Genomic DNA, 21,310 nt, shown 5'->3' on the forward strand with positions numbered 1-21,310 from the left:
GCTGTTTCATGGGCTCGCCCTCGCTGTCGTTGACATGTTTAGAATGCCACCGTGGCGCCTAGACGCCTCGGCGAGGGCGAGTCCATCCGATTACACCGGCTTAGTGATTTTTCTGTAGGAGCCAGCCCTGCAGGCGAAGGTTTTGCGGCACACCCATTCGCCGCCAGGGCAGCGAATGATGGTACTGCAGGACCCATGAATCGGGTACGGATTAGCCGGGTACCCGCACCCAGCCTTCCATCAGTACTCGCGCACTGCGACTCATGATGGCCTTGGTGGCGGTCCATTCGCCGTTGACCTCGGCGGCTTCGGCACCGACCCGCAGGGTGCCGGAGGGGTGCCCGAAACGCACCGCGTTGCGCTCACCGCCACCGGCGGCCAGGTTCACCAGAGTGCCGGGAATCGCCGCCGCAGTGCCGATGGCTACCGCCGCCGTCCCCATCATGGCGTGATGCAGTTTGCCCATGGACAGAGCCCGTACCAGCAGATCCACATCATCGGCACTCACCACTTTGCCACTGGAAGAGGTGTAACCGGCCGGCGGCGCGACAAAAGCCACCTTGGGCGTGTGCTGGCGCGCGGCCGCTTCGCTGACGTCCTTGATCAGACCCATGCGCACGGCACCGTGGGCACGAATGGTTTCAAAACGCGCCAGCGCTTCGGCGTCCTCATTGATGTCACCCTGCAGTTCGGTGCCGGTGTAACCAATGTCCGCCGCGTTGACGAAAATGGTGGGAATGCCGGCGTTGATCAATGTCGCTTTCAACGTACCGATACCGGGAATGTCCAGCTCATCCACTCGATTACCGGTAGGAAACATGGCGCCATCGCCATCCGCCGGATCCATGAACTCAATGCGCACTTCCGCCGCCGGGAACGTGACGCCGTCCAGTTCAAAATCACCCGTCTCCTGTACCGCGCCGTTGGTAACCGGCACATGGGCGATAATGGTCTTTTCAATGTTCGCCTGCCAGATCCGTACCACTACCGTTCCGTTTTCCGGAATACGAGCCGGATCCACCAGCCCATTGCTGATGGCGAAGGAACCGACCGCCGCGGTGAGATTGCCGCAGTTGCCGCTCCAGTCGATAAAGGGTTGATCAATGGAAACCTGACCGAACAGATAATCCACATCGTGGTCCGGTTTTTCGCTTTTCGACAGGATCACCGTTTTGCTGGTGCTGGACGTGGCGCCGCCCATACCGTCGGTGTGCTTGCCGTAGGGATCGGGGCTGCCGATCACCCGCAGCAACAGCTTGTCCCGGGCCTCACCGGGAACCTGCGCTGCTTCCGGCAGATCCTTCAAATTGAAGAAAACGCCCTTGCTGGTGCCACCGCGCATGTAGGTGGCGGGAATTTTTATTTGCGGTGGATGTTGCATGATTTTCTCACTTTATGAGTAAGGATGGCGTGCGACACGCCCAACACGGAGCCGGGTTGGGCGTGTCGCTTTCTGCCCACGAGCGTGCCAGTGTGGCTCTCAGCCCGCTTCCGCCATGAACTCCTTGGCGAATTTCTGCAGGATGCCGCCGCTGGTGTATACCGATACCTCCTCCGCCGTATCCAACCGGCAGATCATCGGCACGCGATCCACGTCACCGTTGTTGCGGGTAATCACCAGCGTCAGGGTCGCACGCGGTGCCAGCTCGCCTTCCACGTCATAGATTTCGGTGCCGTCGAGCTTGAGTGTGTTGCGAGTGGTGCCTTCCTCGAACTGCAGCGGCATCACGCCCATACCGATCAGATTGGTACGGTGAATCCGTTCGAAACCTTCGGCGGCGATCACCTCCACACCGGCCAGCGCCACGCCTTTGGCGGCCCAGTCACGGGACGAGCCCTGCCCGTAATCCGCGCCGGCGATGATGATCAGCGGCTGCTTGCGCTCCATGTAGGTTTCGATGGCTTCCCACATGCGCATCTGCCGGCCTTCCGGTTCCACCCGTGCCAGCGAGCCCTGGATCACGTTACCGCTGTCGTCACGGCACATCTCGTTGAACAGTTTCGGGTTCGCAAGAGTGGCACGCTGAGCGGTCAGGTGATCGCCACGGTGCGTCGCGTACGAGTTGAAGTCCTCTTCCGGCAGGCCCATCTTGTGCAGGTAGGCACCGGCGGCGCTGTCCAGCAGGATGGCGTTGGAGGGCGACAGGTGATCGGTGGTGATGTTGTCCGGCAGGATCGCCAGCGGACGCATACCCTTCATCTGACGCTGCCCCGCCATGTTGCCTTCCCAATAGGGAGGGCGGCGGATGTAGGTGGATTGTGGACGCCAGTCGTACAACGGGCTGGCGGCACGGGCGCCGTCGCCTTTCTTCTCGAACATCGGGATGTAGGTCTTGCGGAACTGCTCGGGTTTCACCGCCGACTTCACAATGGCATCGATCTCTTCATCGGAAGGCCAGATGTCCTTCAGATAAATCGGGTTGCCGTCCTGATCCTTGCCCAGCGCGTCCTTTTCGATGTCGAAACGGATGGTGCCGGCGATGGCATAGGCCACCACCAGCGGCGGCGAAGCCAGGAACGCCTGCTTGGCGTAAGGGTGGATACGGCCGTCGAAGTTGCGGTTACCGGAAAGCACCGCGGTGGCATACAGATCGCGCTCGATGACCTCTTTCTGGATCTTGGGATCCAGAGCTCCGGACATGCCGTTACAGGTGGTGCAGGCGAACGCCACCACGTCGAAGCCCAGGTTCTGCAGTTCCGGCAGCAAACCGGATTCCTCAAGGTACATCTTCACCGTTTTGGAGCCCGGCGCCAGGGAGCTCTTCACCCACGGCTTGCGTACCAGGCCCAGCTTGTTGGCGTTGCGGGCCAGCAGACCGGCGCCGATGATGTTGCGCGGATTGGACGTATTGGTGCAGCTGGTGATGGCCGCGATAATCACCGCGCCATCGGGCATCAGCCCTTCTTCCTCTTCCCACTCCCTGGCGATGCCGCGATCGTGCAACTGAGACACCGGCAGCAGTGCATGCGGATTGGACGGGCCGGCCAGGTTACGCTCAACCTGGGACAAATCGAACTTCAGAACGCGTTCGTATTCGGCGGTCTTCAGGCTGTCCGCCCACAGCCCGGTTTCCTTGGCGAACGTTTCCACCAGAGCCACCTGCTCGTCTTCGCGGCCAGTCAGCTTCAGATACTCGATGGTCTGATCGTCGATGAAGAACATACCGGCGGTGGCGCCGTATTCCGGTGTCATATTGGCGATGGTGGCGCGGTCGCCCACGGACAGGCTGTCAGCGCCTTCACCATAGAATTCCAGATAGGCGCCGACCACCCGCTCGCGGCGCAGGAATTCGGTCAATGCCAGTACCAGGTCAGTACCGGTGATGCCCGGCTTCAACTTGCCGGTGAGTTCCACGCCGACAATATCAGGCAGGCGCATCATGGACGGATTGCCCAGCATCACGTTTTCGGCTTCCAGACCGCCCACCCCCACGGAGATCACGCCCAGGGCGTCGACCATCGGCGTGTGACTGTCGGTACCCACGCAGGTATCCGGATAAGCCACGCTCCGCCCGCTGCCATCAGAACCGACCTGCACCACCGGGGACATTTTCTCCAGATTGATCTGGTGCATGATGCCGTTACCCGGCGGAATCACATCCACGTTATCGAACGCGGTCTTGGTCCAGTTGATGAAGTGGAAACGATCCGCGTTACGGCGCTCTTCCACCTCCCGGTTTTTCTCGAACGCGTCTTTCTCGAACCCCGGATGTTCGACCGCCAGGGAGTGATCCACGATCAGCTGGGTCGGCACCACCGGGTTCACCTTGGACGGGTCCCCGCCTTTTTCGGCGATGGCGTCACGCAGACCGGCCAGGTCCACCAGTGCGGTCTGGCCGAGAATGTCGTGGCACACCACACGAGCCGGGTACCAGGGAAAGTCCAGGGTGCGCTGGCGTTCGATCAACTGCTTCAGGGAATCGGTGAGCGATTCCGGTGCACAGCGGCGAACCAGCTGCTCGGCCAGGATGCGGGAGGTATAGGGCAGCTTGTCGTAAGCGCCGGGCTGGATGGCGTCGACCGCGGCACGGGTGTCGAAGTAGTCGAGATCGGTACCGGGCAACGGTTTGCGGTAGTCAGTGTTCATGGCTAGGCATCAATCGAGTCGGGTTGGCGGGCTGGGTCGAGGGAGCGGCGCACCGCCCCCCTTCCCGGATCAGCGTTGCGCGATCGGGGTTACCTTGCGAAGCTCCGGACCGGTGTACTCGGCACTCGGGCGGATAATGCGATTGTCCGCGCGTTGCTCGAAGACATGGCCGGCCCAACCGGTCAGGCGGCTCATCACGAAAATCGGGGTGAACAGCTTGGTCGGGATTCCCATGAAGTGGTACGCCGAGGCGTGGAAGAAGTCGGCGTTACAGAACAGTTTCTTCTCCCGCCACATGACCTCCTCGCAACGTACCGAAACCGGGTAAAGAACGGTATCGCCCACATCGGCGGCGAGCTTCTCGGACCAGCTCTTGATGATGGCGTTGCGCGGGTCGGACTCACTGTAAATGGCGTGACCGAAGCCCATGATTTTTTCCTTGCGCTCGAGCATGCCCATCATGCCCTGCTCGGCGTCGTCGGCGTCCTTGAACTTCTCGATCATGTCCATGGCCGCTTCGTTGGCGCCGCCATGCAACGGACCGCGCAGGCTGCCGATGGCACCGGTGACACAGCTGTGGATGTCACTCAGGGTGGAGGCGCAAACCCGGGCAGTGAAGGTGGAGGCGTTGAACTCGTGCTCCGCGTACAGGATCAGAGAGACGTTCATGACCCGCTCATGCAGCTCGCTGGGCGCTTCATCACGCAGCATGTGCAGGAAATGGGCGCCGATGGAATCATCATCGGTGTTCTCTTCCACACGAACGCCGTCGTGGCTGAAACGGTACCAGTAACAGATGATGGACGGGAAACAGGCGAGCATGCGGTCGACACAGTCTTCCTGGTTCGGGAACACGCCCAGAACCGAGGTATCTTCCTGCTCAAGGTTGCCGAGCATGGAACAGCCGGTGCGCATCACATCCATCGGATGGGCGTCCTTGGGGATACGCTCGAGCACCTCCTTGAGAGCCTGAGGCAGACCACGCAGTGTCTTCAGTTTGGCCTTGTATTCGTCCAATTGCGCCTGGGTGGGCAGTTCGCCCTTGAGAATCAGGTAGGCCACTTCCTCGAACTGGCAGTGTTCCGCCAGATCCTTCACGTCGTAGCCCCGGTAAGTCAGCCCGGAGCCGGATTTGCCCACGGTGGACAGAGCGGTTTTACCTGCTACCTGGCCTCGCAGGCCGGCGCCCGCCAGTTTCTTGCCTTCTGCCATTATCATTCTCCTGCTTCAATTCCGGTGTTTACGTCTGCCCGCTCCTCTGCCGGGAGAGGCGTTGTCATCAGCCCTTGCCCTTGGCGAACAACTCGTCCAGCTTGCGCTCGTAGTCGTGATAGCCGAGGAAATCGTACAGTTCCATACGTGTCTGCATGGTGTCGACCACTTCTTGCTGAGTGCCCTTCTCGCGGATTTCGCGATACACCTTCAGAGCGGCCTGGTTCATGGCGCGGAACGCCGACAGCGGGTACAGAATCATGCTGGCGCCGGCGTCGGCCAGCTCTTCACGGGTGAACAGCGGCGTGGCACCAAACTCGGTGATATTGGCCAGCAACGGCGCGCCACCGATGCCATCGGCGAAGGCCCGATAGTCATCCAGGGTGTGCACGGCCTCGGCGAAGATACCGTCGGCCCCGGCTTCCAGACAGGCGCGGGCGCGTTCCACCGCTGCTTCCAGGCCTTCTTTCTGGAACGCATCGGTACGGGCGATGATGAAGAAATCATCATCGGTGCGGGCGTCGGCGGCGGCCTTGATGCGGTCCACCATTTCTTCCTGGGAGACGATTTCCTTATTGGGACGATGGCCGCAGCGTTTCTGCGCCACCTGATCTTCCAGGTGCACGGCTCCGGCGCCGGCACGAATCATCTCCTTGACGGTACGGCCAATGTTGAAGGCCCCGCCCCAGCCGGTGTCGATGTCCACCAGCAGCGGCACTTCGCTGGCGGCGGAAATCCGGCGGACATCCTCCAGCACGTCGTTCATGGAGGTCATGCCCAGATCCGGCAACCCATAGGAGGCGTTGGCCACGCCGCCGCCGGACAAGTAGATCGCCCGGTAGCCCACCTGTTCCGCCATCATGGCGCAGTAGGCATTGATGGTGCCCATGATCTGCAGGGGCTTTTCTTCGGCCAGTGCCCGTCGAAAACGGGCGCCGGCGCTGTTCGGCTGGCTCATTGTCATCTCCTGTGTCGGTTCCACCCGGCTCACGGCGCGGCACGCTCAGACAGCGCCCGACTCTTTCCGCTTCGCCTGCTGTTCGATATTTTCTCTTGCCCGGCTGATATGGCGGCGCATCAACAACTCCGCCAGGTCCGCGTCCCGAGCCTCGATCGCCTCGACGATACGGCGGTGCTCATTGAGGGCCTTCTGCGGCCGGTTGGACACGGTACTGAACTGATAACGGTACATCCGCACCAAGTGATACAGCCCGCCCACCAGCATCTGGATCAGCGTGGCGTTGTGGCTGCCCTGGATAATGCGGTAATGGAAATCCAGATCGCCCTCGCGCTGGAAGTACGCGGTGTCCTCACGCAGGTCCTGCTGCTGTTCATGCTGACCGAGCAAGGCGGTCAGACCGCGCACTTCCTCATCACTCATGTTCTCGGCGGCAAGGCGCGCGGCCATGCCTTCGAGCGCTTCGCGCACATAGTAGATTTCGATCAGATCGTCGAAGCTGAGGGAAGTCACGCGGGTACCCACATGAACCACTCTTTCAAGCAGCTTGCGGGATTCCAGACGGCGCAGGGCTTCGCGCAGAGGGCCACGGCTGACGCCGTAGCGGCTGGCGAGATCGGTTTCGCTGACTTTGGTGCCGGGAGCGATCACACCGCGCACGATATCGTCCTGGAGACGGGCAAACACCCGATCCGCCAGGGTTCTTACGTTATCGTCGAGGGCGTGGGTCATGGCATCCATTGTCGACAATTGAAGGATCAGGTGGCGACTTTACCCGGCGCCCTCCGATCTTTCAATGGTTATTGTCGACAATGATGCCGGATTGGATTCAGAGATCACAATCACTGCCCTGATAGCGCCATTCCACCGAGCCGCGGCTTTCCGAGTCCTGGCGTCCCTGGTCATTGCTTCCGGCGGCCCTCAACTGGGCCGGGCGGTAGAGATCACGCCAGGTACCACGTAGCCGCTCACTGTAGCGATCCGTGCGATACAACGGGCGGATACCATTGGTCAGATCCAGAGTGCCATCAATGCGGGCGCCAAAGTGAGGCGTGCCGGCCTTGTTGGCAGCCCCCGGCGCCAGCAGCAACGCCAGTGTCGCACGGCTCTGGCTGGCGGCGGTGACCAGCCCGGCGGGAACCAGTTCATCCTCACAGGACTTGGCGGCGTAAGCGGTGCCATCGGCGGAGATACGCACCACGAAGGTTTCAATCTGGTTTTCATCCGCCCGGTTACGCTCACGGGCCTGGTTTGGTTCCAACGGCTGGCAATTGCCATCGCTGTCATGCAGGCACGCCGGATAGTTGCCGTTGCTGCCCAGTTCCTTGGTGGGAATAAAATCCGCGCACTGCTCCGAGTTGCTGGTACAGGCCCGTTTCAGGGTCACCGAGTAATAGCCTGCGGCCTCACTGGCGCCGTCCATCCTCACCGGGCCGGTCTGTGTGGCGCGGATACTCAGGCCAATGTTGCCGGCGCCAAGCACACTCCCCTGAACCCGCCCGGTTTCACCGCCACTGGGCGTGGACGGACTGCCCGGCAGATCCAGAGCGAAATCGGTGACGAAACCACCCTGCACGCGCTGATTGATATAGAGCGCGCGATGCCCCAGCAAACGCCCGGTCAGGGTGGCATCGGTGGCGGCGGCGCTGTTCAGCAGGCCGACGATATTCCCCTGCTGGACGGTCAGTCCCGCCGCCAGCGTGGGAACCCCCTCCCAGGTCACCAGATCCTCGCTGCCGCCGTTTTCCGGATCCCCTTTTTGCAACTGCCCCAGGCCCAGCACGCGGCCATCCGGCAGTACCAGGGTTTCCATTCGCAATGCGTTCTGGTTGGTATCGAACGCCTTGAGCTCATCGCAGGGCGCGACCCCGTCCTGACAAGTCTCCAGAACGTACTCCCCCGCGCGCGTCTCCGTATTGGCGTTGCTGATCCGGGCGGACACCGTGGACGGATCCGCCGGAAAACCGGAAACCGTTGCTTCCGCGGACACCGCATCCAGCAACGGCTGCCAGGCCGCACGGAAAGCGGCGTAGTCCGGATAATCAAACTCCAGCGGCGGTATCAGGGTGTCGAAATTCTCGCTGACCAGTTGGTTGATCCCTTCCGGCAATTCCAGACGGGAAGTGGCCGGATCGCTGTCCAGGGCCATCAACAACGCCGCCCGGTTGCGCACCCGATAGTCATCACCGGCGCCGATCCGCCGAGGCGCTTCCACCATATCCGCCAGAGTGAAACGATAATCGCGGGTTGTCAGCCGTTGCGGCAAATAGGCTTCCCCCAGGGTGACCCAGCGCCCCTTGTAGCGGCGGTCCCCGAGAAAGAAAGCGATGCTTTCAGCGTCCGACGGACACAGGGCCTGGTTGGCCGGCAACTGCTCGGAGGCGGTATCCAACACATAATAGAGGGAACTGCCGCACTCATAGGAGAGATTGGTCGCCACGGTGCCCTCCAGTGTTACCCGGTGCTCTCCACCAGGGTTCAGCAAGCACCGCGCCGTCGAGGGGCAGACCCCCACATCATGCTCGGCATAGCTTTTACCCCCACCGCCGCAAGCCGCCAAGGCCAGAAAAGCGGACATCAACAACAGTTTTTTCATGCGCGTTTATTCCTTCGCCACGGGTCGCCGCCCGGCGCCGGGAGCGCTACACTAGCCGGCCTGTTTTCGCCGTCCGCGAGCCTTTCCCGACACCTCATGCTTGATAGCGTTCACGTCGTCTTTCATCAAAATGGCCGTTTGCTGGCCCTCGGGCCGCCCGATCACACCCTGTACGCGCAAGACCGGGAGACCCTTGAGGCCCTGCCGGAGCGGGTCGCCGAGGCCCTCGCTCAGGGTTACCGGTTCGCCTGCGGCCTGCTGCCGTACACGGCGGGCCTGGCCCTGCACGGCATTGGCCACTGCGATCAGCCGGCGGTGGTGCATCTTTACCGGTCCACACCTCGGCCGTTCCATCAACAACCCGGCGAGTTCCACCTGACCCGGCCGTTCCGGGCACAGCAAACTGCTGATAAGTATGCCTATGCACTGCAAAGGATCAGTTGCTATCTCGTAGCCGGAGATTGCTATCAGGTAAATTACAGTCAACGTTTCGATGCCCGCTTCGAAGGCAACCCGCTGATCGCCTTCCAACGGCTGGTGCACGCGCACCCCGCGCCCCATGCCTGTTTTTTCCGCGATCGTGGCGAAGCAGTGTTCGGCGTATCACCGGAGCGCTTCTTGCGGGTGGACGGCCGCGAGGTGGTCACCGAGCCGATCAAAGGCTCACGGCCACGCGGTAACAACGAAGAGGAAGATCGGCGCCTGGGAGAAGCTCTGCTGGCCAATCCCAAGGACCGCGCCGAAAATCTGATGATCGTGGACCTGTTGCGCAACGACTTGGGGACGGTTTGCGAACCGGGCTCAATAACGGTGGACCCGCTCTTCGAATTGCGCCGCTTCAGTAATGTGCAGCATCTGGTGTCCACCGTGCACGGCCGCCTGCGCGCGGACGTGACGCCCCTGGCCGCGCTGATCAGCGCCTTTCCCGGAGGCAGCATCACCGGCGCGCCGAAGAAACGGGCCATGGAAATCATTCAGGAACTGGAACCCGTGCCGCGCGGCCCCTATTGCGGCACGCTGTTCTGGCAGGACGATCAGGGCCGGTTGGACAGCAACATTCTGATCCGCACCCTCTACACCCGGGGCAACGCGCTGTACTGCCACGGCGGCGGTGGCATCGTGATGGATTCCACCACCGAGGAAGAGTATCGGGAGAGCCGCTTCAAGGTGGAAAAGCTGATGGCGGTGTTATAACCCAGCGCTAAAGGAACATTGCGGTCCGTGGATCATTGCTGTGCCGCAATTCGCCAGCACGCTTACCGCGCCACGGTGGCGCTCCATTCGCGGCCAAGGCCGCTCCCACAGCGGCTCTGTAGTGCTCTCTGTGGGAAGCGAGCTGGCTCGCGAATGCAGCGCGCGTTCATGTTTCCAAACCCCATGGACTACCGCGATATTCTTTCGCCTTCGGTATCAGCCTTCTTCGGTCTCCCACAAGGTGGGCTGGCCGTTTTGCTCCGCCATGGAACGCAGCTTGTCCAGATGGCGCTGCAGATCGTCGCCGTCAGCGGACACCACCCGCAGCGAAGGGCGATCCGCGCTCAGCCGGCGAATCGCCTCCGCCTGCCGCTGGCCGCCGCCGCCACTATCCTGTCCGCCCAGGGAAAGGTTGGTCTGGCCACCGGTCATGGCCAGATAAACGTCGGCAAGAATCTCCGAGTCAAGCAGAGCGCCGTGCAACTCCCGGTGGCCATTGTCCACGTCGTAGCGGCGGCACAACGCGTCCAGGCTGTTCTTCTGCCCGGGGTGCATTTCCCGCGCCAGCCGCAGGGTATCCAGCACCCGGCAGCGCTGCTCCACCGTGCCCCACCTGGCGCCCAGCAACTTCAGCTCATGGTTGATGAAGCCCACATCGAAAGGCGCGTTGTGGATCACCAGCTCGGCGCCGTCGATGAAATTGACGAATTCCTCGGCGACCTGCGCGAACACCGGCTTGTCGGCGAGGAACTCCAGGGTGATGCCGTGCACCTCCATCGCCCCCTCGTCGATCTCCCGCTCCGGATTGATGTACAGGTGCAGGTTGTTACCGGTAATGCGGCGGTTCACCACCTCCACACAACCGATCTCGATAATACGGTGTCCGGCGGCGGGTTCCAGGCCGGTGGTTTCCGTATCCAGTACGATCTGTCTCATCGGTCCACACTCATCTGATCAATTCCACGGTTGGCCAGGCGGTCCGCCCGTTCGTTCTCCACGTGCCCGCTGTGGCCTCGCACCCAGCGCCATTCCACCTCGTGGGGGGCGGCGGCCTGATCCAGACGCTGCCACAGATCGGCGTTTTTCACTGGCTGGCGGGAAGCCGTGCGCCAGCCACGCCGCTTCCAGTTGGCCATCCATTCGGTGATACCCTGACGCACATACTGGGAATCCGTGGTCAACACCACTCGGCAGGGTGACTTCAAGGTTTCCAGAGCCACGATGGCCGCCATCAATTCCATGCGGTTATTGGTGGTCAACGGCTCGCCGCCGAACAGTTCCTTCTCGTGCTCGCCGTGGCGCAGTAACGCCCCCCAGCCGCCCGGCCCTGGATTACCCCGGCAAGCACCGTCGGTAAAAATTTCCACTGTCTTCAAGAACCACTCCACTCCTGTCCACTTTTATCTTCGATATTCATTCCACGTTGCGTTGCCAGCGGGCCAGGGGCACGGAAATGACCGTCGGGCGCGATGGCTCGCCGCGCCGGAACGACGGCGCCAGCGGTCGCACCATGGCGGCCCGCTTGCGCGCCACCAACAGATAACAGGCGCCGTGGCGCCACCACAGGCGCCGCCCCAGCCATTCCAGCCACGCCAACCGGCGGCGGCCGCGTTCACCGAGCGGCAAATTGTGGAAGCCGCTGGCCAGGCCTTCCACCTCAAACCCGAGCACCTGCAACCAGTCACTCACTCGATAGGGGGTGAAATAACGCCCCACCCAGCCAGGCCGGCGGCTGGCACCGGGCCGGAACCAACGCGCCAGCCCCAGCAAACTGACCGGTTGAAACGACACCACCGCGATCATGCCTCCCGGCGCCACGCAGCCAGCCGCCTCCCGCAGCACCTGATGCGGCTCGTCCTGAAACTCGAGACCATGGTGCAGTAGCAACACATCCACGCTGTTCTTGGCGATGGGCAAGGCCTTGGCCTGGGCCTGTATCTGCCCGCCGCCCAGTTCCGGCGGCGTGACGTTGCAACACCACGGGATACGAATGCCTTCCAGCATGTCCCGGCTGGCGCTGGAACCCACCGACACCGCCCTCTGCCCCACCAGTCTGGGCAGCCAGTCGGCGAGCAGCTCACGCTCCTCGTTGAGCAGGGCGCGGCCGGCGTCGCTATCCAGCCAGCGATCAAAACGATGCGGCATATCCTGGGGATGACGCCGGTAGGGGCCGCGGGGCAATGGGGGTAACTGCATCCGTGACACTCTCCCTGGTAGGCTCGACTCCGTGGTAGGCTAAATGCTGACGTTCAGTGCCAAATAAGGGTAGCACGACATGCTTCAGACCCCTACGGCGATCGCCGCCTTCCAGGACAATTACATTTGGGCCCTGCGCCGTGACAATCACTGCGTGGTGGTTGACCCCGGCGACGCCGCCCCGGTGGAATCCTGGCTGCGCCAGCAGGGCCTGCTTCTTACCGGCATCCTCATCACCCATCACCATCCCGATCATGTCGGCGGCGTCAACGCCTTGCTGGAGCACCGGGATATCCCGGTATACGGCCCGGCCCGGGAAACCATTCCAGGCCTCACTCACCCTCTCAATGACGGTGACCGGGTGAAGCTGGCCGAATTGGATCTGGAACTGGAAGTGCTGGACGTGCCTGGCCACACCCTCGGACACATCGCCTACCATGCCCGCCAGCCGGGCTGGTTGTTCTGCGGTGACACCCTGTTCGCCGGAGGTTGCGGGCGCCTGTTCGAGGGCACGCCGGAGCAGATGCACCATTCCTTGTCGCGACTGGCGGCGCTACCAGAAGACACCCAGGTCTTCTGCGCCCACGAATACACCCTGGCCAATCTCACTTTCGCCGCCAAGGTGACACCGGAGGACCCGGACGTGCGGACGCGTCTGAACGACGTCAAGGCCCTGCGCGACGCCGGGCATATCACCCTGCCCTCCACCATCGCGGTGGAGCGCCGCACCAACCCCTTCCTGCGTGCCACCGAGCCCGCTCTGCGTCAGTCCTGTGAGCGCCACTTCGACGCGCCGCTGGACACCCCGGTGGACAGCTTCGCCGCCCTGCGGCGCTGGAAGGACAACGGCTGACGCCGGACACATTCAGCGGTTCTTTAACCTTGCCGTAACCTTTCCCGGTCCCTAGAATTCACCGGAATTTCAATAGCCATATAATTGACATGCATAAACTTCTAGGCGTTTTTGCCTTGGGGGTGTTGTGGTTTGGCGGGGGCTGCTCACTGACACCATCCGTGGATGAACTGCCGCCCATGCCACCGGCGGCACCGGAACCAATACCGGAACCAGAGGCAGGCACAGCCGGCCTCGCCAACGGCATGGCGGAACCCGAGCCCACGGCCATCGCCGAGCCGGCGGACCAGGACCAGGATCTCTGGGCGCGACTGCGTGAAGGATACGGCCTGCCCCGGGTGGACAATCCCCGAGTGGAAGAGCAGCGGGTGTTCTATACCCGCCACCCGGTCTATTTCACCCGGGTCACCACGCGCGCGGAGCGCTACCTGAAATTCATCGTCGACGAAACCGAAGCCCGGCAAATGCCCACCGAGCTGGCGCTGCTGCCGGTGGTGGAAAGCGCCTTCGACCCCTTCGCCTACTCCCATGGCCGCGCCGCCGGGCCCTGGCAGTTCATTCCCTCCACCGGCCAGCATTTCGGTCTGCGCCAGGATTGGTGGTACGACGGCCGCCGCGACATCATCGCTTCCACCCGCGCCGCTCTCACCTATCTGCAACAGCTCGCCGACCGTTTCGACGGGGACTGGCTGCTGGCGCTGGCCTCCTACAACGCCGGTGCCGGCACCATTCTCCGGGCTCAGAAACGCAACGAAGCGGCGGGCAAGCCCACCGACTTCTGGAGCCTGGATCTGCCCACGGAAACCACCGCCTATGTACCCAAGCTGCTGGCGGTGGCGGATATTGTCAGAAACCCCAAGCAATATGGCGTGGCTCTGCACCCGATCACCGATGTGCCCTACTTCATCAGTGTCGACACCGGTGGGCAATTGGATCTGACCCAGGCCGCCCGGCTCGCCGAAGTGCCCATGGAAGAACTGTATCTGCTCAATCCCGGCTTCAATCGCTGGGCCACGGCCCCCGCCGGCCCGCACCGCCTGCTGGTGCCCGCGGACAAGGCGGACCGGTTCAAGGCCGGGCTGGCCAGCTTACCCGCCGGCCAACGGATGCGCTGGCAGCGTTACACCATCGCTCGCGGCGACAATCTGCAAAGCATCGCCCGCCGCCATCGCACCAAGGTGCAGGTCCTGCGCGAGATCAATCACCTCAAGGGCAACACCATCATCGCCGGCAAGACCCTGCTGATTCCTCAATCCGCCCGCGGCAGCGCGGCTCCGGCCGGGGACGGCGCCAAGCCGCGGGGCCGGCGGCTGGCACACAAGGTCGACAGCGGCGATACCCTGTGGGACCTGGCCCGGCATTACCAGGTGTCGGTACGCGACCTGGCCCAATGGAACGATCTCGACCCCAAGGATCCACTGCGGGTCGGGCAGACCTTGCAGGTATGGAGCGGCAACGAAAGCGGCGATCAGGGGCAACGTTCCGAAATGGTTCGCCAGGTCCGCTATTCGGTACGCCACGGTGATTCGTTGTACACCATCGCCAATCGCTTTAATGTGTCCGTGAACGACATTCGCAGTTGGAATAATACCCTGAGCAAGCGCCGCTACCTGCGTCCCGGTGATCGTGTCACGCTGTTCGTGGACATTCGCGACGCCCCCTGATCGAACCGTGCGGGCCGCCGGAACGCCGCGCGCCGCTCATGGTCATATACCCTGTCGAAGGCGCTGAAAGCTGGCACCGAGGCCTTCGACAGGCTCTAATATGAGATTCGATGACGATCAGGAGTGGATAATAACGATGAGAGCCGTCACCATTTTGTTGGGTTTGCTGCTGGTCCTGCCGGCCTTCGCCGAGGTGCACAGCGGCCATGCCATCACCATGTACGACGCTCCCAAGTATGGCCCTTCCTTCCGTCACTTCGACTACGTCAATGCCGACGCCCCCAAGGGCGGTCAGATCAAACTCCATGTGATCGGCGGCTTCGACAGCTTCATGCCCTACCTGCCCAAGGGCAGTGCCGCCGCCGGCGTCGGCGGTCTCGGTCCCAGCTATATTTACGACAGCCTGACCGTGCGCAGCCTGGACGAGCCGTTCACCGAATACGGACTGCTCGCCGAACGCATGGAATGGCCGGACGATCGCGGCTGGATCACCTTTACTCTGCGTGACGAAGCCCGCTTCGCCGATGGTCACCCGGTCACCGCCGAGGACGTGGTATGGAGCTTCAATCAGCTGACCGAACATGGCCAGCCGCTTTACGCCTACTACTATGCCGACGTGGAAAAGGTGGAGGCACTCTCCGAGCGCAAGGTGAAGTTCACCTTCAAACCCGGCGACAACCGGGAACTGGTAATGATCGTCGGCCAGCTTCCGGTATTGCCCAAGCACTTCTGGAAAGACAAGGATTTCACTCAGGCGGATCTCACCGTGCCAATGGGGTCCGGCCCTTATCGCATCGCCAGTTTCAAGCCCGGCAAACAGGTGGTGTATGAGCGCCGTGATGACTACTGGGCCTGGGACCTGCCTGTCATCCAGGGCCAGTACAACTTCGACCGGGTGATCTTTGAGTATTATCTGGACCAGACCGTGGCGCTGGAGGCCTTCAAGAAAGGCGATTACGACTTCCGCTTCGAGATGAACTCCAAACTCTGGGCCACCGCCTACACCGGGCGGGATTTCAACAGCGGCAAGCTGGTGAAGGAAGAAGTCCATCACCAGAACCCTTCAGGCATGCAGGGCTTTATCTTCAATACGCGCCGCCCGTTGTTCCAGGACCCGGTGTTGCGCGAGGCCATGGCCTACGCGCTGGACTTTGAATGGTCCAACAAGCAGCTGTTCTATAACCAGTACAAGCGCACCCGCAGCTATTTCCAGAACTCGGAGATGGCCGCCACCGGACTGCCCTCCGAAGCCGAGCTGAAACTGCTGGAACCTTTACGTGATAAGCTGCCTGAGCGGGTCTTTACCGAGGAGTATCAACCACCGGTCTCCGACGGCACCGGCCGTCCGCGGGAGAATCTGCGTACCGCCCAGACCCTGCTCAAGAAAGCCGGCTATGAGGTGCGTAACGGTCAGTTGTTCAATCCCGAAGGGAAGCCGGTGAAGTTCGAGTTTCTGCTTTACAGCCCGGCCTTCGAACGTGTGGTCCTGCCCTTCTCCCGCAACCTCAAGGCTCTGGGTATCAGCGCCGATGTGATCCGCGTGGATGAGTCCCAATACCTGCAGCGGGTGCGAAATTTCAATTTCGACATGATCGTCGGCGGCTGGGGCCAGTCCTCCTCTCCGGGCAACGAACAGCGGGACTTCTGGTCCAGCAAGGCGGCGGACCGGCCCAGCAGCCGCAATTACGCCGGCATCAAGGATCCGGCCATCGACAGCCTGGTGAAAACCCTGATTTCCGCCAAGGACCGTGAGGCCCTGGTGACCAGTAGCCGGGCGCTGGATCGCGCCCTGCAGTGGGGATTTTATGTGATCCCCAATTGGGGGATGGATTACCACCGCTTCGCCTACCGCTCCCGGTTGGCCCATCCGGATTTGCCGCCGTACCTTGGCGTCGACGGGGCCCTGGATCTTTGGTGGGATACAACGGCGGAATAAATGCCACGTTATATTCTCAAACGACTATTGCTGATCATTCCCACCCTGTTCGGCATCCTTTTGCTGAACTTCCTGGTGGTACAGGCGGCGCCCGGCGGCCCGGTGGAGCGCGTGCTCGCCGAGCTTCAGGGTCAGGGCGGTGGCGCGGGCCCCGGCGGCGGCTTCGCCGGCACCACGGCCGATACCATCGGCGGTGGCGGACACTCCGGCTATCGTGGCTCCACCGGGCTGTCACCGGAGCTGGTGGCCCGTATCGAGCAGTTCTACGGCTTCGACAAACCGGCCCTGGAACGCTTTTGGATCATGCTGCGCAACTACCTGAGATTCGACTTCGGCGAGTCCTATTATCGCGACCGTCCAGTATCAGATCTGATCATCGAGCGCATTCCAGTGTCGGTATCATTGGGGCTGTGGAGCACGCTCATCGCCTACCTGGTGTCGATTCCTCTGGGCATTCGCAAAGCGGTGAAGGACGGCTCCCGATTCGATGTCTGGAGCAGCACCGCCATCGCCATCGGTTACGCCATTCCCAGTTTTCTGTTCGCCATACTGCTGGTGGTGCTGTTCGCCGGCGGTTCCTATTTTGAGTGGTTCCCGCTGCGCGGCCTGACTTCGGACAATTTCGAGCAGTTGTCCTGGTTTGGCAAGATCATCGATTACCTGCACCACATCGCACTGCCCACCCTCGCCATCGTCATCGGCAATTTCGCCACCCTCACCATGCTGACCAAAAACTCGTTCCTCGACGAGATCGGCAAGCAGTATGTGCAGACCGCCCGGGCCAAGGGGCTGAGTGAAAAGCAGGTGCTCTACCGCCATGTTTTCCGCAATGCCATGCTGATCATCATCGCCGGTTTCCCGGCCGCTTTCGTCAGTGTGTTTTTCACCGGCGTGTTGTTGATCGAGTATATCTTCTCCCTGGACGGTCTCGGGCTGCTTGGCTTCGAATCGGTGATCAACCGGGACTATCCGGTGGTGTTCGGTACCCTGTTCATCTTCACCCTGCTGGGCATGCTGCTGAAACTGGTCTCCGACCTGACCTACATGTGGGTGGACCCGCGTATCGATTTCGAGCGGAGGGCCCACTGATGATGGCGACGGCAAGCGCCCCTCTCTGGCGGCGGCAATGGCGGGCGTTCCGGGCCAACCGCCGCGGCTTCTGGTCCCTGCTGGTATTCCTGGTGCTGTTTGTGCTCAGTCTCGGCGCGGAATGGATCGCCAACGACAAACCTTTGTTGATTCGTTATGACGGCGCTTTCTATACCCCGGTGCTGAACACCTATCCGGAAACCACCTTTGGCGGTTTCTTCGAGACCGAAGCCAATTACCGGGATCCGGTGGTGCGGGAGTTGATCGAGGAAAAGGGCTGGATGCTTTGGCCGGCGATCCGCTACCACTACACCACCATCAATTACGAGCTCACGGTACCGGCGCCGGCGCCACCTTCGGCGGAGAACTGGCTCGGCACCGATGATCAAGGCCGGGACGTGCTGGCGCGCCTGATCTACGGTTTCCGTACCTCGGTGCTGTTTGGTTTGATGCTGACCCTGAGCGCCAGCGCCATCGGCATCATGGTCGGCGCCATCCAGGGCTATTACGGTGGCTGGACCGATCTTGCCGGACAGCGCTTCATCGAAATCTGGTCGAGCATGCCGATCCTCTATCTGATCATCATCCTCTCCAGTTTCGTGGTGCCCAGTTTCTGGAGCCTGCTGGTGATCATGCTGCTGTTCTCGTGGATGACACTGGTGGATCTGGTGCGCGCCGAATTCCTGCGTTGCCGCAACATGGAATACGTGCGTGCCGCCCAGGCCATCGGCGTGCGCACACCGGTGATCATGTTCCGGCACATGCTGCCCAATGCCATGGTCGCCACCCTCACCTATCTGCCGTTCGTACTCAATGCCGCGGTGATCACTCTCACCTCCCTGGACTTCATCGGTTTCGGCCTGCCACCGGGTTCACCGTCACTGGGTGAGTTGCTGGGCCAGGGCAAAGCCAACCTGCAGGCCCCGTGGCTGGGACTCAGCGCCTTCGTCACCCTGGCGTTGATGTTGTCTCTGCTGGTGTTCATCGGTGAAGCCGTGCGCGATGCCTTCGACCCGAGGAAATTCCTGTCATGAGCCTGCTGGAGCTGGAGCAATTGACGGTCCGTTTTGGCGACACCGCGCCGGTGGTGGACCGGGTCAGCCTTAAACTGGAACGGGGCCGCATGCTGGCACTGGTTGGGGAGTCCGGTTCCGGCAAATCACTCACCGCCATGTCGATCCTTGACCTGCTGCCCGCCAGCGCTACCCGTGAAGCCAAGGCCCTGCGCCTGGATGACGAGAATCTGCTGGCCTGGTCGGAAACCGAACGGCGGCGGCTGCGCGGCGGGCGTATCGGGACGATATTCCAGGAACCGCTGACGGCGCTGAATCCTTTGCACACGGTGGAAAAACAGATCGGTGAAACGCTGCGCATTCACCAGGGGCTCAGCGGCGCCACCGCGCGCCAACGCAGCCTGTCGCTGCTGAGCCAGGTGGAGCTGCCCGCCAGCGAAGCCATGCTGTCGCGCTACCCCCACCAGCTCAGCGGCGGGCAACGTCAGCGAGTGATGATCGCCATGGCCCTGGCCAATGATCCGGAGTTACTGATCGCCGACGAGCCCACCACCGCCCTGGATGTGACCGTCCAGGAAACCATCATGGACCTGCTCAAACGCCTGCAGCACGAGCGTAATCTGGGCATCCTGCTGATCAGCCATGATCTCGGGCTGGTGGGCCGGTTCGCCGAGGATGTGGCGGTGATGCACCAGGGCAAGGTGGTGGAATGCGGCCCGTCGGAGCAGGTGTTGAGTCAGCCACAAGCGGAGTACACCCGTCATCTGATCGACGCCGAGCCCAGCGGAACCGCGGTACCGGTGGCGGCCGATGCGCCGACTCTGCTCCGGGCGGATGATCTTGAGGTGAGCTTCAAAGGCAGCCGCCGCGGTTGGTTCGGCCCACGGGAGGAAACCCGGGCGGTGGACCGCATTTCTTTTCAGCTGCGCCGTGGTGAAACCCTGGGTGTGGTCGGTGAATCCGGCTCCGGCAAATCGACGCTGGCGCTGGCGCTGCTGCGGCTGGTCGCCTGTCAGGGACGCGTCGTGCTGCTGGATCAGGATCTCACCCGCCTGCGTGGTGGTGCCCTGCGTCCCTGGCGACGCCATATGCAGGTGGTCTTCCAGGACCCCTTCGGCAGTCTGAATCCACGCCTGACGGTGCTGCGAGCCGTGGAGGAAGGGCTTCGCGTGCACCAACCGGATCTGAGCCGCGACCAGCGCCGGGAGCGGGTGCGGCAGCTGCTGCGGGAAGTGGGTCTGGACCCCGGGGCCCTGGAGCGTTACCCCCACGAGTTCTCCGGTGGTCAACGCCAGCGCATCGCCATTGCCCGGGCGCTGATCATGAAACCGGATCTGCTGATCCTGGACGAACCCACTTCCGCTCTGGACCGCAGCGTGCAGGCCCAGGTGCTGGATCTGCTGCGCGATCTGCAACGCCGGCACGGGCTCAGCTACCTTTTCATCAGCCATGACCTCAAGGTGGTGCGCGCGCTCAGTCACCGGTTGCTGGTGATGCGCCAGGGCCAGGTGGTCGAGCACGGCGACACCGAAACCGTCTTTCAGCGGCCTGCCCACGACTATACGCGCACCCTGATCGACGCTGCTTTCAGCACCGAGAAGAAACACGCCGTTGCACATTGAAAGGCCCCCACCGTTTATCCCCGGCCGGTTTTCTCTATACTTGAGCCAGGTATCTTCAACACCAATATTCGAGGACAGACCATGGGTTTTCTCGCGGGCAAACGCTTCCTGATCGTCGGCATCGCCAGTGATCGCTCCATCGCCACCGGTATCGCCGAAGCCATGCACCGGGAAGGCGCCGAACTGGCCTTCACCTACCAGAACGACAAGCTGAAAAAGCGGGTACTGAAAGCCGCCGAAGCCTACGGCAGCAACGAAAGCCTGTGCTTCCCCTGCGACGTGACCTCCGATGAGGAGATCACCCGGGTGTTCGCCGACCTAGGACAACAGTGGGATGGCCTGGACGGCGTGGTGCACGCGGTGGGTTTCGCTCCCGCCAACGAGCTGGATGGTAACTTCGCCGAGGTCGCCACCCGGGAAGGCTTCCGCATTGCTCACGATATCTCCGCGTACAGCTTCGTGGCGCTGGCCAAGGCGGCACGGCCTCTGATGCAAGGCCGCAACGGCGCCCTGCTGACGCTGTCCTATCATGCATCCCGCCAAACCGTACCGAACTACAACGTCATGGGCCTGGCCAAAGCCAGCCTGGAGGCCTCGGTGCGCTATCTGGCCTCCAGCCTGGGGCCGGAAGGCATTCGCGTGAACGGCGTCTCCGCCGGTCCGATCCGTACCCTGGCCGCTTCCGGCATCAAGAAATTCCGTACCATGCTGGAGTACAACGCCGCCAAGGCACCGCTGCGCCGTAACGTCACCATCGAGGAAGTGGGTAATACCGCCGCTTTCCTGTGTTCCGATCTGGCTTCCGGTATTACCGGCGAGATCACCTACGTGGATGCTGGCGCCGCCACCGTTTCCATGCCGTTCGAGGAACCGGGCGAGGACTGATCCTC

General features: G+C 62.2%; 17 protein-coding genes. 8 read left to right on the forward strand and 9 right to left on the reverse strand.

The window, feature by feature from the left end; genetic code table 11:
• Positions 1 to 211 precede the first annotated feature (211 nt).
• The 6 genes from prpF to CRO06_RS10850 form a co-directional block, all read right to left on the reverse strand.
• Positions 212 to 1,381, reverse strand: coding sequence for a 2-methylaconitate cis-trans isomerase PrpF (gene prpF / locus CRO06_RS10825; protein ID WP_097058425.1), 1,170 nt, complete (start codon positions 1,379 to 1,381; stop codon positions 212 to 214).
• A 99-nt stretch (positions 1,382 to 1,480) separates the two neighbouring features.
• Positions 1,481 to 4,087, reverse strand: coding sequence for a Fe/S-dependent 2-methylisocitrate dehydratase AcnD (gene acnD / locus CRO06_RS10830; RefSeq protein ID WP_097058426.1), 2,607 nt, complete (start codon positions 4,085 to 4,087; stop codon positions 1,481 to 1,483).
• A 69-nt stretch (positions 4,088 to 4,156) separates the two neighbouring features.
• Positions 4,157 to 5,299 (reverse strand): bifunctional 2-methylcitrate synthase/citrate synthase, encoded by a 1,143-nt coding sequence (gene prpC, locus CRO06_RS10835; protein WP_022994988.1) that lies wholly within the window; start codon positions 5,297 to 5,299, stop codon positions 4,157 to 4,159.
• 67 nt (positions 5,300 to 5,366) lie between these two features.
• The gene (gene prpB, locus CRO06_RS10840; protein WP_022994987.1) at positions 5,367 to 6,257 is read right to left on the reverse strand and encodes a methylisocitrate lyase; all 891 of its coding nucleotides are present in this window, start codon (positions 6,255 to 6,257) and stop codon (positions 5,367 to 5,369) included.
• Positions 6,258 to 6,302: 45 nt separating this feature from the next.
• Complete coding sequence (locus tag CRO06_RS10845; protein ID WP_022994986.1) at positions 6,303 to 6,989, reverse strand: GntR family transcriptional regulator; 687 nt, start codon at positions 6,987 to 6,989, stop codon at positions 6,303 to 6,305.
• A 97-nt stretch (positions 6,990 to 7,086) separates the two neighbouring features.
• Complete coding sequence (locus CRO06_RS10850; RefSeq protein WP_097058427.1) at positions 7,087 to 8,853, reverse strand: hypothetical protein; 1,767 nt, start codon at positions 8,851 to 8,853, stop codon at positions 7,087 to 7,089.
• A gap of 96 nt (positions 8,854 to 8,949) precedes the next feature.
• On the opposite strand from CRO06_RS10850, the gene CRO06_RS10855 reads away from it, so the two are divergent.
• Positions 8,950 to 10,047 (forward strand): anthranilate synthase component I family protein, encoded by a 1,098-nt coding sequence (locus CRO06_RS10855; RefSeq protein WP_097058428.1) that lies wholly within the window; start codon positions 8,950 to 8,952, stop codon positions 10,045 to 10,047.
• Positions 10,048 to 10,263: 216 nt separating this feature from the next.
• On the opposite strand, the gene dnaQ is transcribed toward CRO06_RS10855, so the two are convergent.
• From dnaQ to CRO06_RS10870, 3 genes are read right to left on the reverse strand one after another with little or no spacing between them, the layout of a single operon-like run.
• Positions 10,264 to 10,983 carry a DNA polymerase III subunit epsilon gene (dnaQ, locus tag CRO06_RS10860; protein WP_022994983.1) on the reverse strand — a complete coding sequence of 240 codons (720 nt, stop codon included), beginning with the start codon at positions 10,981 to 10,983 and terminating at the stop codon, positions 10,264 to 10,266.
• Positions 10,980 to 11,423 carry a ribonuclease HI gene (gene rnhA / locus CRO06_RS10865; RefSeq protein WP_031228259.1) on the reverse strand — a complete coding sequence of 148 codons (444 nt, stop codon included), beginning with the start codon at positions 11,421 to 11,423 and terminating at the stop codon, positions 10,980 to 10,982. The genes dnaQ and rnhA overlap by 4 nt, the downstream gene beginning before the upstream one ends.
• Before the next feature lie 37 nt (positions 11,424 to 11,460).
• On the reverse strand, positions 11,461 to 12,243 hold the full coding sequence (locus CRO06_RS10870; RefSeq protein WP_022994981.1) for a class I SAM-dependent methyltransferase: 783 nt from the start codon (positions 12,241 to 12,243) through the stop codon (positions 11,461 to 11,463).
• A 79-nt stretch (positions 12,244 to 12,322) separates the two neighbouring features.
• Between CRO06_RS10870 and gloB the strand changes: the two genes are divergently transcribed.
• From gloB to CRO06_RS10905, 7 genes are all read left to right on the forward strand, one after another.
• Positions 12,323 to 13,096 (forward strand): hydroxyacylglutathione hydrolase, encoded by a 774-nt coding sequence (gene gloB, locus CRO06_RS10875; RefSeq protein WP_026949256.1) that lies wholly within the window; start codon positions 12,323 to 12,325, stop codon positions 13,094 to 13,096.
• Between the two features lie 89 nt (positions 13,097 to 13,185).
• Complete coding sequence (locus CRO06_RS10880) at positions 13,186 to 14,760, forward strand: LysM peptidoglycan-binding domain-containing protein (protein ID WP_244902813.1); 1,575 nt, start codon at positions 13,186 to 13,188, stop codon at positions 14,758 to 14,760.
• 136 nt (positions 14,761 to 14,896) lie between these two features.
• On the forward strand, positions 14,897 to 16,696 hold the full coding sequence (locus CRO06_RS10885) for an extracellular solute-binding protein (protein ID WP_022994978.1): 1,800 nt from the start codon (positions 14,897 to 14,899) through the stop codon (positions 16,694 to 16,696).
• Complete coding sequence (locus CRO06_RS10890) at positions 16,697 to 17,785, forward strand: microcin C ABC transporter permease YejB (protein WP_022994977.1); 1,089 nt, start codon at positions 16,697 to 16,699, stop codon at positions 17,783 to 17,785.
• The gene (locus CRO06_RS10895) at positions 17,785 to 18,819 is read left to right on the forward strand and encodes an ABC transporter permease (RefSeq protein ID WP_022994976.1); all 1,035 of its coding nucleotides are present in this window, start codon (positions 17,785 to 17,787) and stop codon (positions 18,817 to 18,819) included. The genes CRO06_RS10890 and CRO06_RS10895 overlap by 1 nt, the downstream gene beginning before the upstream one ends.
• On the forward strand, positions 18,816 to 20,420 hold the full coding sequence (locus CRO06_RS10900; RefSeq protein ID WP_097058430.1) for an ABC transporter ATP-binding protein: 1,605 nt from the start codon (positions 18,816 to 18,818) through the stop codon (positions 20,418 to 20,420). Before CRO06_RS10895 ends, CRO06_RS10900 begins: the two co-directional genes overlap by 4 nt.
• An 81-nt stretch (positions 20,421 to 20,501) precedes the next feature.
• Positions 20,502 to 21,305 carry an enoyl-ACP reductase FabI gene (locus CRO06_RS10905; protein ID WP_022994974.1) on the forward strand — a complete coding sequence of 268 codons (804 nt, stop codon included), beginning with the start codon at positions 20,502 to 20,504 and terminating at the stop codon, positions 21,303 to 21,305.
• Positions 21,306 to 21,310 lie beyond the last annotated feature (5 nt).

The sequence above is a fragment of the Alloalcanivorax xenomutans genome (assembly GCF_900217905.1).
In the GTDB taxonomy this organism is placed as follows: domain Bacteria; phylum Pseudomonadota; class Gammaproteobacteria; order Pseudomonadales; family Alcanivoracaceae; genus Alloalcanivorax; species Alloalcanivorax xenomutans.

Bases quoted from the DNA above. Each gene is read 5' to 3' on its own strand.
- CRO06_RS10905 (WP_022994974.1), top strand. From the start codon at position 20,502: ATGGGTTTTCTCGCGGGCAAACGCTTCCTGATCGTCGGCATCGCCAGT.
- CRO06_RS10855 (WP_097058428.1), top strand. From the start codon at position 8,950: ATGCTTGATAGCGTTCACGTCGTCTTTCATCAAAATGGCCGTTTGCTG.
- CRO06_RS10895 (WP_022994976.1), top strand. From the start codon at position 17,785: ATGATGGCGACGGCAAGCGCCCCTCTCTGGCGGCGGCAATGGCGGGCG.
- gloB (WP_026949256.1), top strand. From the start codon at position 12,323: ATGCTTCAGACCCCTACGGCGATCGCCGCCTTCCAGGACAATTACATT.
- CRO06_RS10880 (WP_244902813.1), top strand. From the start codon at position 13,186: ATGCATAAACTTCTAGGCGTTTTTGCCTTGGGGGTGTTGTGGTTTGGC.
- CRO06_RS10885 (WP_022994978.1), top strand. From the start codon at position 14,897: ATGAGAGCCGTCACCATTTTGTTGGGTTTGCTGCTGGTCCTGCCGGCC.
- prpC (WP_022994988.1), bottom strand. From the start codon at position 5,299: ATGGCAGAAGGCAAGAAACTGGCGGGCGCCGGCCTGCGAGGCCAGGTA.
- CRO06_RS10850 (WP_097058427.1), bottom strand. From the start codon at position 8,853: ATGAAAAAACTGTTGTTGATGTCCGCTTTTCTGGCCTTGGCGGCTTGC.
- CRO06_RS10870 (WP_022994981.1), bottom strand. From the start codon at position 12,243: ATGCAGTTACCCCCATTGCCCCGCGGCCCCTACCGGCGTCATCCCCAG.
- CRO06_RS10845 (WP_022994986.1), bottom strand. From the start codon at position 6,989: ATGACCCACGCCCTCGACGATAACGTAAGAACCCTGGCGGATCGGGTG.
- CRO06_RS10890 (WP_022994977.1), top strand. From the start codon at position 16,697: ATGCCACGTTATATTCTCAAACGACTATTGCTGATCATTCCCACCCTG.
- CRO06_RS10900 (WP_097058430.1), top strand. From the start codon at position 18,816: ATGAGCCTGCTGGAGCTGGAGCAATTGACGGTCCGTTTTGGCGACACC.
- prpF (WP_097058425.1), bottom strand. From the start codon at position 1,381: ATGCAACATCCACCGCAAATAAAAATTCCCGCCACCTACATGCGCGGT.
- prpB (WP_022994987.1), bottom strand. From the start codon at position 6,257: ATGAGCCAGCCGAACAGCGCCGGCGCCCGTTTTCGACGGGCACTGGCC.
- dnaQ (WP_022994983.1), bottom strand. From the start codon at position 10,983: ATGAGACAGATCGTACTGGATACGGAAACCACCGGCCTGGAACCCGCC.
- acnD (WP_097058426.1), bottom strand. From the start codon at position 4,087: ATGAACACTGACTACCGCAAACCGTTGCCCGGTACCGATCTCGACTAC.